The organism is Trichodesmium erythraeum IMS101, from assembly GCF_000014265.1.
GTDB lineage: Bacteria > Cyanobacteriota > Cyanobacteriia > Cyanobacteriales > Microcoleaceae > Trichodesmium > Trichodesmium erythraeum.
On the sequence record NC_008312.1, the window covers coordinates 5,176,521 to 5,193,020 of the forward strand.

16 protein-coding genes and 1 pseudogene are annotated in these 16,500 nt (G+C 35.8%); 9 read left to right on the forward strand and 8 right to left on the reverse strand.

From position 1 onward, the window contains the following. The first annotated feature begins 345 nt into the window (after positions 1–345). Positions 346–1,395 (forward strand): extracellular solute-binding protein, encoded by a 1,050-nt coding sequence (locus tag TERY_RS16190; RefSeq protein ID WP_011612824.1) that lies wholly within the window; start codon positions 346–348, stop codon positions 1,393–1,395. Between the two features lie 543 nt (positions 1,396–1,938). Here the strand turns inward: TERY_RS16190 and TERY_RS35225 are convergent. The 4 genes from TERY_RS35225 to TERY_RS33320 all read right to left on the reverse strand — a co-directional run bounded on the left by TERY_RS35225 (position 1,939) and on the right by TERY_RS33320 (position 2,830). Continuing rightward, entirely contained in the window at positions 1,939–2,133 is a 195-nt protein-coding gene (locus tag TERY_RS35225; RefSeq protein ID WP_071820696.1) for a hypothetical protein, read from the reverse strand. Between the two features lie 75 nt (positions 2,134–2,208). After that, on the reverse strand, positions 2,209–2,370 hold the full coding sequence (locus TERY_RS33315; protein WP_155994458.1) for a hypothetical protein: 162 nt from the start codon (positions 2,368–2,370) through the stop codon (positions 2,209–2,211). A gap of 21 nt (positions 2,371–2,391) precedes the next feature. Beyond that, positions 2,392–2,526: an IS1/IS1595 family N-terminal zinc-binding domain-containing protein gene (locus tag TERY_RS37200; protein ID WP_370495653.1), complete on the reverse strand. Its 135-nt coding sequence runs from the start codon at positions 2,524–2,526 to the stop codon at positions 2,392–2,394. Positions 2,527–2,686: 160 nt separating this feature from the next. Then, positions 2,687–2,830 (reverse strand): hypothetical protein, encoded by a 144-nt coding sequence (locus TERY_RS33320; RefSeq protein ID WP_155994459.1) that lies wholly within the window; start codon positions 2,828–2,830, stop codon positions 2,687–2,689. A gap of 379 nt (positions 2,831–3,209) precedes the next feature. Here TERY_RS33320 and TERY_RS16205 point away from each other — a divergent pair, with 379 nt between their 5' ends. From TERY_RS16205 to TERY_RS16220, 3 genes are all read left to right on the forward strand, one after another. Continuing rightward, on the forward strand, positions 3,210–3,404 hold the full coding sequence (locus tag TERY_RS16205) for a hypothetical protein (RefSeq protein WP_044136870.1): 195 nt from the start codon (positions 3,210–3,212) through the stop codon (positions 3,402–3,404). Between the two features lie 68 nt (positions 3,405–3,472). Continuing rightward, complete coding sequence (locus tag TERY_RS16210; RefSeq protein WP_155994460.1) at positions 3,473–3,664, forward strand: hypothetical protein; 192 nt, start codon at positions 3,473–3,475, stop codon at positions 3,662–3,664. A 1,022-nt stretch (positions 3,665–4,686) separates the two neighbouring features. Beyond that, the gene (locus TERY_RS16220; protein ID WP_011612826.1) at positions 4,687–7,164 is read left to right on the forward strand and encodes an AAA family ATPase; all 2,478 of its coding nucleotides are present in this window, start codon (positions 4,687–4,689) and stop codon (positions 7,162–7,164) included. A 1,009-nt stretch (positions 7,165–8,173) separates the two neighbouring features. Here the strand turns inward: TERY_RS16220 and TERY_RS37205 are convergent. Together TERY_RS37205 and TERY_RS37210 are read right to left on the reverse strand one after the other, a co-directional pair. Then, a complete protein-coding gene (locus TERY_RS37205) occupies positions 8,174–8,377 on the reverse strand; it encodes a hypothetical protein (RefSeq protein ID WP_011612827.1) in 204 nt (67 codons plus the stop codon). 69 nt (positions 8,378–8,446) lie between these two features. After that, a pseudogene (locus TERY_RS37210) lies at positions 8,447–8,650 on the reverse strand (hypothetical protein); the annotation flags it as partial. Positions 8,651–9,779: 1,129 nt separating this feature from the next. Between TERY_RS37210 and minC the strand changes: the two are divergent. The 5 genes from minC to atpC all read left to right on the forward strand — a co-directional run bounded on the left by minC (position 9,780) and on the right by atpC (position 15,280). Beyond that, a complete protein-coding gene (gene minC, locus TERY_RS16235; RefSeq protein WP_011612828.1) occupies positions 9,780–10,559 on the forward strand; it encodes a septum site-determining protein MinC in 780 nt (259 codons plus the stop codon). 487 nt (positions 10,560–11,046) lie between these two features. Next, the gene (gene minD / locus TERY_RS16240) at positions 11,047–11,853 is read left to right on the forward strand and encodes a septum site-determining protein MinD (protein ID WP_011612829.1); all 807 of its coding nucleotides are present in this window, start codon (positions 11,047–11,049) and stop codon (positions 11,851–11,853) included. A 56-nt stretch (positions 11,854–11,909) separates the two neighbouring features. Then, positions 11,910–12,197, forward strand: a complete 288-nt coding sequence (gene minE / locus TERY_RS16245) for a cell division topological specificity factor MinE (protein WP_011612830.1) — start codon at positions 11,910–11,912, stop codon at positions 12,195–12,197. A 1,093-nt stretch (positions 12,198–13,290) separates the two neighbouring features. After that, positions 13,291–14,745 (forward strand): F0F1 ATP synthase subunit beta, encoded by a 1,455-nt coding sequence (atpD, locus tag TERY_RS16250; protein ID WP_011612831.1) that lies wholly within the window; start codon positions 13,291–13,293, stop codon positions 14,743–14,745. A 121-nt stretch (positions 14,746–14,866) separates the two neighbouring features. Beyond that, on the forward strand, positions 14,867–15,280 hold the full coding sequence (atpC, locus tag TERY_RS16255; RefSeq protein WP_011612832.1) for an ATP synthase F1 subunit epsilon: 414 nt from the start codon (positions 14,867–14,869) through the stop codon (positions 15,278–15,280). Here atpC and TERY_RS16260 read toward each other — a convergent pair. Together TERY_RS16260 and TERY_RS16265 are read right to left on the reverse strand one after the other, a co-directional pair. After that, the gene (locus TERY_RS16260) at positions 15,277–15,576 is read right to left on the reverse strand and encodes a hypothetical protein (protein WP_011612833.1); all 300 of its coding nucleotides are present in this window, start codon (positions 15,574–15,576) and stop codon (positions 15,277–15,279) included. The two genes, atpC and TERY_RS16260, sit on opposite strands and share 4 nt — an antisense overlap. A gap of 107 nt (positions 15,577–15,683) precedes the next feature. After that, a complete protein-coding gene (locus tag TERY_RS16265) occupies positions 15,684–16,304 on the reverse strand; it encodes a DUF3177 family protein (protein WP_011612834.1) in 621 nt (206 codons plus the stop codon). Between the last annotated feature and the right edge of the window lie 196 nt (positions 16,305–16,500).

A 16,500-nucleotide genomic window follows, 5' to 3' on the forward strand; every position in this document is an offset into this window, starting at 1 on the left:
GCCAATACAGCAATTTTCTTTCTATGTACTTTCGGAAATTAGAAGATAAAATTTCTCAATAAAAACTTGAAAAATATATTGAATTGTGATATAATAAAAATTTAGGGTTAAATTCAGTTAGTAGCATTTACATAATTTATCACTTGTGAAAGTCACTATTTTCTAGAGAGAATTAGTTAAAATCATCATAGGCTTTCAATAGTAGAACTGAATTTTCTATAAATTAATTCTAAAAAAGGATTAAATTTATTAAGAATAAATTGCAATATAATTAAAATTGCCCAAGTAGTATGAGGTAATTACTTATACCTACTTACCAAAAATAGCTTAAGGGGAAAATGGAAAATGACAATTACTAGACGAGTATTTCTAGGAACAGGGACAGCAATAGCAACAGTGGCGATCGCTGAACTGGGAAAAAGCAATCGAGGATTAGCTCAAAGCGGTGCAATTAATCTCTATTCTTCTCGCCACTACGATACTGACCAAGCTCTTTACGACAGTTTTACTAAAAAAACTGGTTTGAAAGTTAATTTAATTGAAGGTAAAGGAGATAAGTTAATCGAACGAATTAAAAGTGAGGGAGCTAATAGTCCAGCAGATGTGTTTATGACAGTTGATGCAGGTCGTCTGTGGCGTGCTCAAGAAGCTGGAATTTTGCAACCTATTTCTTCCTCTACTCTTAATAATAAAATTCCAGCTAACCTCCGCAGCCCGGAAAAATTATGGTTTGGTTTCTCCAAACGGGCGAGGGTAATTATGTATAATAAAAATAAGGTTCAACCTTCTGAGCTATCAACTTATGAAGATTTAGCTCAAAACAAATGGAAAGGGAAAATTGTAATCCGCTCTTCTAGCAATATTTACAACCAATCTCTAATAGCATCTTTAATCGAAATTCACGGAATGTCAGATGCCGAAGGTTGGGCAAAAGGTTTTGTTCGTAACTTTGCCAGACCTCCAGAAGGAAATGATACTGCTCAAATAAAGGCTGTTGCGGCTGGCATTGGTGATATTGGTCTTGCCAATAGCTACTACTTAGCGCGTTTGAAAAGATCTTCTAAACCAGAAGATCAAGCAGTTGCAGACAAAGTTGGTATGTTTTTCCCAAACCAAAATGGGCGTGGTACCCATGTTAATATTAGTGGTGGTGGTGTAGTTAAAAATGCTCCAAATAAAGAAGGTGCTATTAAGTTTCTTGAATATTTAGTCAGTCCAGAAGCTCAAAAAATCTTCTCTGAGGGTAATAACGAATATCCTGTAGTTGCAGGTGTACCTATTGCTAGCGTTTTGAAACCCTTTGGTAGTTTCAAAAATGATTCTACCAATGTTTCTGTTTATGGTAAGTTGAATGCTGACGCGATTAAATTAATGGATCGTGTAGGCTGGAAGTAAATAAACTTTGTGGGTTTGGAGGCTAAACTCCCACCCATATAAAAAATCCTAATTTCGACTAGCTAAAACTATAGCTATGGGTGTTGTTATGGATGGATTAGATTTATACTTCATGATTCTTTCCTATTGATAACAGTAAGAAAATGGCGGGCAGCATGAAGTATTCATACTACTTCAATACAGTTATCTTGGGTGAGATAAAAATTAAGTGTTTGTTAAACCCCTTGACTGCCCGCTTCCAGAAAATAGCTAAACTAGCATTTTGGGCATTGGTGAGTTGAGCTATGAACGATAAGGAACAGGAATATCTTTCCAATAAAGATAATGAATAAGTAAACGAACAGAATACTTCAACATTTCCACCGACTTGTGACTTACACAAAGTGGCGTTGGTGAATTAAGGTATGATTCGAGTTTATAGCGATCGCTGTGAATATCTATAAGGAACTAGAACATCCTAAAATTGATACTTAATGAATCAGTAAGTGAATTAAATGCTTTAACTTCTCGGAATTATTTTGATTAGCAAAGAGTCCTTCAATGTCATCTGGCAAAATAGTGCTGAAGTCTAGTATTTTCTCCAACTACAATGGTCATATAGGTTTTACTGATAATTTTATCCCCATCATTAATAGGCCTTGGCACATACTTTCCATCCATCTGTAAAATAAAAATAACATTCCCATTTTTTAACTTGTTCCCATCAAGGATAAAATATTTTTCCAATACGATTTCCAATAACCCATTCTAAAATTCCTTTTTTAAAATGATTTACTGCGGTTCATATCCAAATTTGGGTTTTTTTGAGCCTAATTATATCTGTAATTCGTCTAGATCTCCTACTTGAGGAGTTTTTTGAGGAGAGTAAGAATGTGATAATAGTTTTTCTACTTGTTTAATTGAGTTGATAATTGTAGTATGGTGTAGCTTTTTGACTCTTGATATTTCTCTTAAGCTCATACCATTAACATACATTTTTAAGCATTCATCTGTGAATTAATCACTATAACCTGTATAAGTTTCATAGCAATCAATAAATTGACGACCAGATTCTACACAGATGTAGTTTTGCCTTCCTTTATTTTGGCCATTTTTATTGATATGAGTTGATTGACATTCTGAACATTCCATAATTTTTCTGCCTAAGATCGCGATCGCTATGAACTCAAATCATACCTTCATTTATCAACCCTGCATAAGTCAAGCTATCCTCATTATCGGAGTCGGTAGTCGAAAATTTGCCAACTGTAGCACCTGGCGTTACATTCTCGTCAACAGTATTGTTCTCAAGCTAGAGATCTGTGGGAGCAGAGTTGTCGTCTAAAAAATTAAAAGTTTCTACAGAACTACTTAGAAAACTTTCATCCTCAGTTGCAAGAAGATCGAAAGCAACTGCATTTACTCTATTTTCATCAGTACTAATTCCATCATCCATCAATAATTATGAAAACTGTTCTTTCCCACCCGACTGAGTCCAACTAGCATTGACTATATCTACCTTGGCATCGTTAATTGCATAATCTATAACCTCAATAATATCAGAATCATCCCCAACTGGAATCTCATCTAGAGCAACATCAGACTAAGTAAAGTTAAAGGCTTTCACAGGAACCATTTCGACATTCCAATTTACCCCAAGGGACTTGCGTAAAAATAGGATCCCTGCTAAAATAAAAGAGGCAGCAACTAGCAGATTTATAGAAGCAACTACTTGCAGGTTGGAAGCAAAGGAATCTCTAGAATTCTACTACTAAACAATTGAATTAAATCAACCTTTGAAGATGCAGCGAAGAAACTGAGGGAACATCATAAGCGTGACTTTATGGCAAGAATTGCTGAGAAAAAACCAGGAAGATGCACGAGCATACATTGAGCATTACATGAAAATTTCTGAAGTGGCAGCAAATATTCAATCCTGGCTTTTTCAAAACAATATGAGCGAAACACAATTATGTCAAGGTTTGGTAACTGAAGGCGGGAATAATTTTATGTACTTGAGTCGGGTATGAGTTGGGTTTATCCCCTCTAACCACCGGGAAGTGTTGGAAAACACAGGGTAGCACTGGGAATGGGGGAAATGAAAAAGCATAATATGCGTCACAATTTAGAGGAATATTACCACAGTTTGTGGGCAAAAATGGCAGGTAACGGTTTGTCAGAAATTGAGTTAGGAATTCTAAGAGTAAAAGTCTGGGGAAGAAGAAGCAGTTTCTGTGGAAAGAATAGCTCAATTCATAGATTAGATATTGATGAATCTTATATTATCTAGAGGAAGTGTTAGAAATTTGGCTCGAATTTTTATCTTGGCAAGAAATAGGAGGAAAAGTTTTCTACAGTTTATATCGTTCGAGTTTCTGTAACTTTTTGCGGCTATAGAACCTCTACAGGTATCTCTAAAAAATTATAAGAGGATATAGCTGCCACCACCTTCCTTTGATAACTCCAACCTCTTAAGCGTCAGTCAAATAAAACAAAAATTAATCTTGGCATCGGCATTTTCGGTGAGTTCTTTCAAAGGTTTTTGGTCAAGCTCTTACATCTCCCCATCCAAGAGTTAGTTCTCTCAATAAAACACCTTGTTTTGACGGGAACAAATCCTGTTTTTCTTTCCTGTTTTTTCTCTCCTAATGATTGTTTTGGTGAGAGTTTCAGTCAAATTTTATCAGAACCCCAGGATAGATTTTTTGAACTCCTGTATGTTTTTTTTGGGTGGTATCCATTACCAAGTCAAATGGTAATCTTAGGGATATTTACAGTTTTAGATTTAAAATAGTCAATATTTGATAACATTTCTATCAAACTAATATCATCTGCTAGATTAAGATATTTTCAACTTACTCCTTCTGCAAAAAGGCTTAAAGGCAAAGGCATCTACAAAACCAGGTATTACTTTGAGTAACTATCAAGAATCTCCCATCCGTCATTTTCATTTTTATTTGGACAAATATTTGAGTTAACATCAAGTCAAGTTGAAAAGTTATAATTTAAAGTATGGTGTTGTTTTTTTACTTCTTTGTCCATTTGATACCCTTGTCCACTTTATCTGATCCTATTGTTAAAACTTTTTATAATTATTTATTATATAACAATAACTTATATTACGAGTTATTGCTCCCATTACTAGGCACTCTTAGTTTTAGAAAAGTACATTTAAGTTAGAATTAATAAATAAAAGTTTACATTTTTTTTGTATTTATGGCCACTTAATATGGTGAGTAATTAGTAAACAGCATAATTATAAGGGATATATCTCCCATATGACTATCAACATCTGAATAAGAGGAAGCAAAAATGTTTGAACGTTTTACAGAACAATCAATCAAAGTAATTATGTTAGCTCAGGAAGAGGCCCGTCGCTTAGGGCATAACTTTGTGGGAACAGAGCAAATTCTTCTGGGGTTAATTGGTGAAGGTACAGGTATTGCCTCTAAAGTACTGAAGGAAAATGGTGTAAATCTCAAAGATGCTCGGAACGAAGTAGAAAAAATTATTGGCCGTGGTTCTGGGTTTACTCCAGCAGAAATTCCTTTTACTCCCAGAGTAAAAAGGATGTTAGAAATTTCTCTAGAAGAAGCGAGGAAATTAGACCATAATTATATTGGCACAGAACATTTGCTACTGGGATTACTACAAGATTCTGAAGGAGTAGCTGCTAAAGTATTGGACAACTTGGGAGTTGATAAAGGTAAAATTCGGACTCAAGTAATTCGCTCCCTGGGAGAAGTTGCTGCTGTTGCTCCTGGGGGTTCTACCCCTAGTGGTAAGAAAGCTGTTACTCTAGAAGAGTTTGGTACAGACTTAACAAAATTAGCAGCAGAGGGTAAGATAGATCCAATAGTAGGCCGAAAAACTGAAATTGAACGAGTGATACAAGTCTTAGGCCGTAGGACAAAAAATAATCCTGTTCTTATTGGTGAACCTGGAGTAGGAAAAACAGCTCTTGCTGAGGGATTAGCTCAACGGATCATTAATCAAGATGTTCCCGATATCCTAGAAAATAAACAGGTGGTTAGTCTCAATATTGGTTCTCTGATAGCTGGTACTAGGTTTAGAGGAGAATTTGAGGAAAGATTGAAAAAAATAATGGATGAAATTCGTGCTAATGGTAACATTATTTTGGTAATTGATGAAATTCACACTGTTGTAGGTGCTGGTGCTATTGAGGGTAGCATGGATGCTGCTAATATTCTCAAACCTGCTTTGGCAAGGGGTGAGTTACAATGTATTGGAGCGACTACCCTAGATGAATATCGCAAGCATATTGAAAGAGATGCTGCTCTCGAACGTCGTTTCCAACCAGTGAAAGTCGGTGAACCCAGTGTAGAACAGACTATTGAAATTCTTTATGGGGTACGCTCTGCTTATGAACAACACCACAGGTTAACTATTTCTGATGAGGCTCTTAGAGCTGCAGCTCAGTTATCTGATCGCTATATTAGTGACCGCTTCTTACCAGATAAAGCTATTGACCTTATTGACGAAGCTGGTTCCCGTGTTAGAGTGAAAAATTCTATGGTTTCACCACAGTTAAGGGAACTAAGACGAGAGCTTTCTAGAGTGATAAAAGACAAAGAAGAAACTGTTCGTCAACAAGATTTTGAAAAAGCTAGTCAACTGCGCGATCGTGAACTAGGCATTCAAGCAGAGATTGAAGAAACTACCTCTAACAAACAAGACAAAAAAAACAGTAAGTCTCCTGTAGTGACTGAAGACGATATTGCTGATATTGTCGCATCTTGGACTGGAGTCCCTGTGAGTAAGTTGACAGAATCAGAGTCTGAGAAACTATTACATATAGAAGATACTTTGCATCAACGCCTTATTGGTCAAGAAGATGCAGTGAAAGCTGTTTCCCGTGCTTTACGTCGGGCTCGTGTTGGTTTGAAGAACCCTAAGCGACCTATTGCTAGTTTTATTTTCTCTGGTCCGACTGGTGTTGGGAAAACAGAACTGACAAAAGCATTAGCTGCTTATTTCTTTGGTTCTGAAGAGGCGATGATTAGGTTAGATATGTCAGAATATATGGAACGTCATACCGTTTCTAAACTTGTTGGTTCTCCTCCAGGATTTGTAGGTTATGATGAAGGTGGGCAATTAACGGAAGCTGTACGTCGTCGTCCGTACACTGTAGTTTTGTTTGATGAGATTGAAAAGGCTCATCCAGATGTATTTAATATTATGCTGCAAGTTCTCGAGGATGGTCGTTTAACTGACTCTAAGGGTCGAGTAGTAGATTTTAAGAATACCTTAATCATTATGACTTCTAATATCGGTTCTCAAGTGATTGAGAAAGGTGGCGGTGGTTTAGGGTTTGAGTTTGCTGAGGATAAAGAAGAAGCTCAATATAATCGTATTCGTAATTTGGTTAATGAGGAACTGAAACAATATTTTCGCCCAGAATTTCTAAACCGTTTGGATGAAATTATTGTTTTCCGTCAGTTGACTAAGGATGAGGTTAAAGAGATTGCAGAAATTATGCTACGGGAGGTATTTAGTCGTTTAGGGGATCGTGAAATTACTCTGACAGTCAGCGATAAGTTTAAAGATCGTTTGATAGAAGATGGATTCGATCCTAGTTACGGAGCTAGACCTCTACGTCGAGCTATTATGCGTTTGTTAGAAGATGTTTTGGCAGAAGCGTTATTAGCTGGTAAGATTCAGGATGGGGAAAATGTTTATGTAGATTTAGATGAAAACCGTGAGGTAAAAGTTACACCTATTGGCAATTCTGAAAAACAACTCCCGGAGTTTGCTTACAGCAATAATTAAAAAAATCTCTGGAAATTATCTCAACTTTTTTCAAGCTATTTTAGAGACGTTTTATACAACGTCTCTAATGTTGACTATAAATGGTATCAAAGCATTATATTTAGGACTTACCCATAACGCTATTAGTAGGATGTGTTTCGTTCACGATATGAAAAGCGCACTGCGTAATGCACCAAGATTCTATATATAGTGCCTTTGCGTAAGTCCTGACCACTATATTGCAACCAACCAAAGTTGAGGTGACTCTTCGTCCTGAAGATATAAAAATGGTAGAATATGTGAGCAAAATTTAAGCTCGGCTTTTTTTTTATTCTTTTTAGTTCCTAAATTTCTATTTGTAGTCAACATTAGATATATATCAATAATATCCAATCCGTTAGTATCGCTAGAATTGAAGACTGTAGGGGTTTGGTCTCTAAACCCTCTAAAAACTACAGTTTTCCACAATACTGATCCTAGAGCTTTGTTTTCTCAAGTAAGCGTATTTGATATACTATCATGTGCGATACCATTAGTATAGTATTATATAGAAAAGATCAGGGCAAACGCACACAAAACTTAACATAAGCAGGACTTACGGATATAAACTCAATATAGTGGTTCAACTTCAAATTATTACCTATTTATACGCGCTTATATAGCAGTATGTCCGTAAGTCCCGAGCAGAAAAATTCAACAGGAATGCTCATCTGCTTTGGGGGTTTCCAAAAGTTGAATATCGTTGTTCAAGATATCCAACCCTTTTTTACCCAAAGCTTCTGTCAAAACCATTTGAATTTCAGTAGCACTTTGCTCCTTAGCGCTCTCGAGTTCTTCCTCAATTTTTTGGATAATTTTTTGTTCAATTTTAGCTAGAAATTGAGAGGCATCAATACTTGAATAACGACGTTTAATACCTGAATCAAATTCATCTCCAACTACAGGTGTATTTTTATAAATTAGCTCATTAACACTCTTATTTAATTCGCCAAAAAAGTCACTGATACCGTTAGTAATGAATGCTATCTAATCAACCGTCTCCTTCATAAGAATTATCTGGTTTTTCTTCCTTACCCGGTTTTCCATCATCAACTTCTTCTTTGGTGGGAATAGTCTTGATTATAGATGATCGAGATAGTTGGCGATCGCTAAACTTCAAATTTTCAACATTAATTAATTTATCTTTCCCATCAGATTTAGTTCCCTTAGTATGTTGAAGATTTAGAAATTCCAACCCATTTTCTTTTACTTTGGAGATTTTGTAATTGGCATATTTGTCAGAAAAAACCGCCGTATCTTTACCTTCACCACCATCAACTAAATCATTGACACCGTTTCCTTTTAGGGTATCGTTTTCTTCATCACCATGTAAAAAATCATTACCTTTTTTGCCTGTAATGTTGTCTTTACCACCTTCACCGAATATTAAATGAGCATCGTTACTTTTGGCGCTGAGATAATCATCACCTTTTTTCTTGATAAATTTATCAACAATGATATTTTCAATTTTTTTCTTTTCTTTTTAATAAACCGCTTGATTTCGCAAGTTAACTTCTGTAGTTGGTTGTACTCCAACAGGTGTCCATACTCGTCATCAAATTTGCTTCAGGCCCAAACGATGTTCACACATTGCCCGGAGCTCCAAAGTAGCTTCTGGATATTCAGCTTTTAAAAGTTCAAATCAGTGATAGAGTTTTTTTCCATTCCTCTTATTCGACTGGAGTTGCTGACTTTTTATGCAAAGGATCGGGAGATTCGTAATAATTATTCTATTGAGAGTATTCTCATACTCTGCGACGAGCAACTCAATAGTCCAAAAATTTCTGTTAACCAATCGCCCATCTTACGTCCATTCCATAATTCTCTATCTGGCGCTTTCTCCTAAAGAGCTATTTCTAGTTAAGCTTGTCCTTCATCTCAAAAAAATCCTTTTGATCCTGGATATTTATAGCCACGGTTTACAGCTCCTTTTTTACCCTGCTAATTGTAGAGACCTACAATTTACGAATACTCTTCAAACAACAGCCTGTAAGTGAAGAAACGATTAGAGTGTTGTTTTTTCTTTTGCACTTAAGCCAAATGATTTGGTATCTTATTCTTCGTATTGGGTCATGGTCACGGGTAATTCAGTAATTCCTTTCTAATTCATCAACACTCAGGTATTCTTAAATACTTAGGCATTTTAGCATAATAGTAATCAGTCATGGGAAGGAAATTATTTTAGTCTTCTTCTATTATATACAAACAATATTATTAGACATAATATCAATACTTTGAGAATTAATCAACAAACCCTATGTTATAAAGACAACATAAATTCTATCTTTTTGTCAAGTTTGATGTGAATAAATGATGTTTATAAAGCATAGCCATGAAAGGGGATGAACAAAATCAAAATCAACTTCAGTATTTCATTCCAGACGAATATCTTAGTCAAAAGTACCGATAACTAATACCATACCTGATACCTAATAACTGATAACTGAAATGACCCATACTCCCAATAATAGTTTTGTATTAGTCTAGTAGATTTAGATTAGATTTAGATCAAAAAGTAGCATCGCTCTTGATTAATGACTGATATGATAAGATAATTTGCTTATAAGAAAAAATAAAACATATCCCATATTTTATGTATGTCTGATACTTCCGTCTCAACTACTTCTACCTCAACAAAAGAAGTAAGTACCAACTTACAGGTCAGGTTCAAAACAGAGAAAGGAAAGTTGCTATTACTATTCCCACCAGAATCCAATCATGGTGACATAGAAAGTCCAATACCTATGACCTGGACAGAAATTTGGCAACAGTTAAAGCAACGCCTCAAGGCAGGAGAGAAATTTTGGCAACCACAAACAGAAGTAGAACTCATTGCATTTGATCGCCTATTAGATACTCGTCAACTTCAAGAAATAGCCGAGGCTCTTTTAGAAGTCAAACTAAATCTCAAAAGAGTTAGCACATCACGTCGTCAAACTGCTGTAGCAGCAGCTACAGTAGGCTATTCTGTGGAACAAAAATCTACCTTGAATACCCTAAATAAAACTTCTACAAAGAAAGTTCAACCTTTAGCCGAACCACTTTATCTAGAAATGACTGTACGTTCTGGGGTAGAAATTCGGCATCCAGGTACCATAATAATTATAGGAGACCTAAATCCAGGTGGATATGTAATTGCAGATGGGGATATTCTTATATGGGGTCGTTTACGAGGAGTAGTCCATGCAGGTGCTCAAGGAAATTCTAAGAGTGTAATTATGACTTTGCAAATGGAACCAACTCTGTTGAGGATTGCCGATAAAGTTGCTAGAGGGCCAGAAAAAGTACCAGTCCAATTTTATCCTGAAGTAGCTTATGTTCTAAACCAAGGAATTCGTATCAGCAGAGCTAAAGATTTTGCTAAGATATATCGTTAACGCAGTGATAACTCACAAGGCGGGAAGTAAAAAGTAATTTTTGTAATGGAGATTTTGAGCAACTCTCTAAAAGTATTTCGCCTAAAAAAGCTGGTTTTTAGACCCAATTATTTTGATAAATTGATTTAATAAAACAGCAATCCACCTATTGGTTATAATAATTTTTACAGGATTTAACTCTAACTGAAAATCCTGAAAATTACGATTCCTGAGTTTTAACTCCTAGCTTCTAACTGCCACCAAAATATTACAACTTAAATCTCCAAAATTATCTTTTTATGTTTTTCACCTATAGTAATTAATGGCCTCAATATAAAGAGTAAAAATTTAATCTGGGAAATACTCATAGAAGGGTTGAGGATATATCAGTTTTAAAGTATTTGCTAATTAACTGAATTATTTGGCAAAAAAAAATTTTATTGATAGAATTGCGCTTTGTATTTTTACAAAAATTGATTATATACAATTACTTAATGTCTAATAGCTTATGAGCAGAATTATTGTGATTACTTCTGGTAAAGGTGGAGTAGGAAAAACTACTTGCACAGCAAACTTGGGGATGGCTTTAGCTCAACAAGGTCACCAAGTCGCAGTAATTGATGCAGATTTTGGCTTGAGAAACTTGGACTTACTTCTGGGTTTAGAAAATAGAATTGTCTACACAGCAGTGGAAGTATTAGCAGGAGAATGTCGCTTGGAACAAGCAATAGTTAGAGATAAGCGACAACCTCGTTTATCTCTTCTACCCGCTGCCCAAAATCGTTTGAAAGAAGCAGTGACTCCTCAACAAATGCAAGAATTAGTAGATATGTTGAGCCCAAAATATGAATATATTTTGATTGACTCTCCTGCTGGAATTGAACAGGGTTTTCAGAACGCGATCGCCCCAGCCCAAGAAGCCTTAATTCTTACAACTCCAGAAATATCTGCAGTCCGTGATGCAGACAGAGTAATTGGACTGCTAGAAGCACATAACGTGAAAAATATCCATCTAATAGTAAATAGGATTAAACCCCAGATGGTGCAAGCTGATGAAATGATGTCTGTACAAGATGTAGAGGAAATACTCGCTATCCCACTCATGGGAATTATTCCAGATGACGAAAGAGTAATTGTATCTACTAACCGAGGAGAACCTTTAGTATTAACAGAAAATCTTTCTCAGGCAGGCTTAGAATTTAATAACATTGCTCGTCGTTTAGATGGAGAAAAAGTAGAATTTATAGACCTGAACCCTCCACCAGAAAACTTTTTTACTTGGTTGCGCAAAATATTGTCATCTAAAGTTATTTGACCCTGAAAAATCCTACCTCAACTTACCTCATATATTAACTATCTTAGTTTAAGCTAATGCTAAACGAAATTATAGAAAAACTTTTTTATAGAAATAATCCGAAGAGTCGTGAAGAAGTTAAGCGTCGTCTGAAATTGGTTATTGCACATGACCGCGCCGATCTTAATCCAGAAATTATTCAAGCAATGAGAAAAGATATTATAGATGTAGTATCTCGCTATGTTGAAATAGATGATACTGATTCAGAATTTTTGTTAGAAAATAATCAAAGAGCCACAAGTTTAGTGGCCAATTTACCCATTAGACGTATTAAGGCCAAACCAACCCAAGATCAGGAAGATTGAATTCAGGAAGTCTAGGGAGACTCCTGACAGCTTTGTCCCCCTTGTCCCCAACGAAATGCGAGTAATCAAAAAGGCAAGTAGCTACTACATCATTATTTCTATTGAGTCTAATTTAGATCTCCTTGACCCGATGTAATACCTCATGTCTCTGGTATTGGTATAGACTTGGGACTCTCCAAATTTTTAGTAACCAGGGAAAGTAAATTGGAATTGATAGAGATAAACAAATTATACCAAAAGTTATAAGGCCAACTCAAATTGCTACAAGGAAAACTGAAGAATAAGAAGAAAAATTCCCGACCCTGTCTGAAAATCAAAAAAACTAATTTGGTGGCCACATAAAAAAAATTGCAACTGTTTATAAAGGACTTTTTATTAAAGACAGCACATTATTATTTATGTATGAACAAAAAAAATAAATTCAATAGCCCCTCTGGGATAGGGGATAAAAAAATCACCTTATGTTTTTCCAGCTTATGATTTAATAATAATTCCCGTGCATTAATGCTATGCTCAGGAAAAACTTCAGCTATTAAGTAATTGACACAAAGAGAATAATCTTTTTGCTCCATTAATACTAAGTTAATGAATGTTAATTTTAAACTTTGTTGTAGGAAGCCTACCTACTATACCCATCCCCCTCTCCCCCGATCGGTTTAGGTTTAGGGGTAAACCTCCTGCTCAAAGTGCCAAGTTGAAAAGTTTTTGAGAAATAATATTAGAAGTAGTTACTGATAACTAATAACTGATAACTCAAATGACCAACCAGGAATAATATTTGCACAGGATAGGTTTCTGAAAATATTAGGGAGGTCTTCATTTTGTGAGAATCCCTGACCCATTAATAGTCGCGAGTATGTCAATCTAATATTAGACTAAAAATTCCTGAGTAAAATAATTAATATCATCCTGGATGAACGCTTCAGTGATACTCTAAAAAATAACCGGAAAATTTGGTTTCAACCCTAACCCATAAGCGGACAACTAAGGTTTTTCGTAAATTTTTTGAATGTCCCGTATTGATCCGAGAAAAGTGAAAAGTCAATGGGAAACTCACCAATTTCGGATCAGTCAATAATTACAGATAGTTAGAATGGTAAGCACCTTAGAAAAAACAAACGTAGGATCTATTACTCAAATTATTGGTCCAGTAGTAGATGTTAAGTTTCCTAGTGGAAATCTTCCAGAAATCTACAACGCCTTAACAATTACAGCTAAAAATGAAGCTGGACAAGATGTATCCGTGACCTGTGAAGTACAACAACTTCTAGGGGATAACCAAGTCCGAGCTGTGGCCATGAGTGCTACAGATGGCCTAGTGCGTGGCATGGAAGTAGTAGATACCCGTGCAGCAATTAGTGTACCAGTAGGAAATGCCACCCTTGGTAGAATATTTAATGTTGTCGGTGAACCAGTAGATGAATTAGGTCCAGTTGGTACTGAAGACAAATCTCCTATTCACCGTGAAGCTCCTAAACTAGTAGATCTAGAAACTCAGCCTTCGGTATTTGAAACAGGTATTAAAGTTGTAGACCTACTTGCCCCTTATCGTCGTGGTGGAAAAATTGGGCTATTTGGTGGTGCTGGTGTAGGTAAAACCGTTATCATCATGGAATTAATTAACAACATCGCTAAAGCTCACGGTGGAGTATCCGTTTTTGGTGGTGTGGGAGAGCGGACTCGTGAAGGTAATGACCTTTACAATGAGATGATTGAGTCCAAAGTAATTAACCCAGAAAACCTTAGTGAATCTAAAGTGGCTCTGGTTTATGGTCAGATGAATGAACCACCAGGAGCTAGGATGCGTGTTGGTCTTTCAGCTTTGACAATGGCAGAATATTTCCGGGATGTTAGTAAGCAAGACGTACTACTATTTATTGATAATATCTTCAGATTTGTACAAGCCGGTTCTGAAGTATCTGCTCTTTTAGGAAGAATGCCTTCTGCGGTGGGATATCAACCTACCCTTGGTACAGAGATGGGTGAATTGCAAGAACGAATTACTTCTACAAAAGAAGGTTCTATTACTTCTATTCAAGCTGTGTATGTACCTGCGGATGACTTGACAGATCCCGCACCTGCTACTACTTTTGCTCATCTAGATGCTACAACAGTATTATCAAGGGGTCTTGCTTCTAAGGGAATCTATCCAGCAGTTGACCCCTTAGATTCTACATCTACTATGTTACAACCAAGTGTAGTTGGTAAAGAACACTATGATGTTGCTCGTGCAGTACAATCTACTCTACAAAGATACAAAGAACTTCAAGATATTATCGCTATTCTTGGTTTAGATGAATTATCAGAAGATGACCGTCTGGTTGTAGCTCGTGCTCGTAAAATTGAGCGCTTTTTATCACAACCATTCTTTGTAGCTGAAGTATTTACCGGTTCTCCTGGTCAATATGTGAAGTTAGAAGATACTATGAAAGGTTTCAAAATGATTTTATCTGGTGAACTTGACGATTTACCAGAGCAAGCTTTCTACATGGTAGGTGGTATTGACCAGGTAATTGCCAAAGCTGAAAAACTTAAAGCAGAAGCATAGTTATATTTGCTTTGTTAGTAGTCAGCTAGTAAATAAATGTTGACAGTTGACTGGTTGATGCTCAACCTTGAGAGCGACAGTCAACTGACAAATAAAAAAAATAATAACAAATAATTGACAAATGACGTTAACTGTGCGTGTAATAGCTCCCGACAAAACAATTTGGGACAAAGAAGCTCAAGAAGTAATTCTACCTAGTACAACAGGTCAATTAGGAATTTTAGGTGGGCACGCTCCACTTTTAACTGCTTTAGATACAGGTGTAATGCGAGTTCGTGCTGAAAATGACTGGATAGCGATCGCTCTGATGGGTGGTTTTGCTGAAATAGAAGCAGATGAAGTAAGTATACTTGTTAATGGCGCTGAAAGAGGAGATAATATTGACACTGAAAAAGCCCGTTTAGCTTATGAGGAAGCAGAAAAACGGCTGCAAACTTCTGAAAGTAGTGATAATCTTCAAGAAAAGATTAAGGCTAAACAAACCTTAAAGCGAGCCAGAGCACGCCTGCAGGCGGCTGGTGGAATGGTTAACTAAAGTCCTACTTCTATTAACAGGGACTGCATTTGCTCCCAGGTCAGTCCCTGTTTAATATAAACAGGTGCTTCTGGGTTGTAGGGAGATTCAAGTATATCAAGACTGATTATCTTAGCTGTTTCTGGCAAAACAGGTACATCTGGATTAAAAGCAGTAGGCTGCATCAAAGAACTAGAAAAACCTTTAAATATAGCTATTTCATCTGGCTGTTGATCAATTACTATATTAACTATTAATACTTGATTTGCTTGCTTAATTGTGTACTGTTCCAAACGATGAGCAATATTATTATTCATTGTTTGTAGGTAAAATACTCTGTTAATAATGTAGTAGTATCAAATTTATATTTATTTTGCCTCTTGCCTACTTCATCTAAAATCTTAAATTAATTTAATTCTATATATTAATTTCCTGTAGCAGATCGTCCTTGTCTCTGTAATTTAACCAAAATGAAATAGGAAAGAAAAATTGTATAAATTACTAATCCAGAAAATCCTAAAAAGCCTATAAATTCTGGAGGCCAATCTGGGTGAAAAATTTGTTTAAATAACCAGGGCGGATCTAACCAAACACGACAAGAAGGATCACTTAGTAATTGATTATGGGATTTGAAACCACAAACCACAAAAGGAATTTGAAGTATTATGCCCAGTAAATTATAAGTGGTACAAGCCCAACGCCAAGAAGTCAAACTAGCTTTGAGAGGAGAATTTCGTAAATCTCTAATTTCCTCATTCAAATCTACCCAAAACCACAAAGATATAGGAATTAAAAATCGAGCTATTAATGATGTTAAAAAACTAATAGGTACTGCTGCAATCATTAAGTAAAGTGAGATAGCTAATAAACTAGCAACTCGCCAATAAATAATCAACAAGTTTTGAATAGCTTCAGATTTTTTAACAAAAGCCCAAATTAATAGAAATAAAGGTATTACTACAGTAAATAAAACCGCTAACCTATAATCCATCCAGATCAAAGTTTTTAATCCAGATGTAATAGCTAAGGGTAAAAAATTCAACATAAATAATTAGTAACTTATAAATCGTTTTTAGGGCTGACTGGAAAAGTTCAAAGTTAAGAGCCAGGGCCATGGTTGGTGTGCAAATGGGCGATGGGCAAGAGGTAAAATATATTAATATTTATTAATACATTTTTTGTGGACTTTGTGAGAAAAAATAGCAAGTGAGCAAATATTAGTGTTCAAATTTTTTGGCATT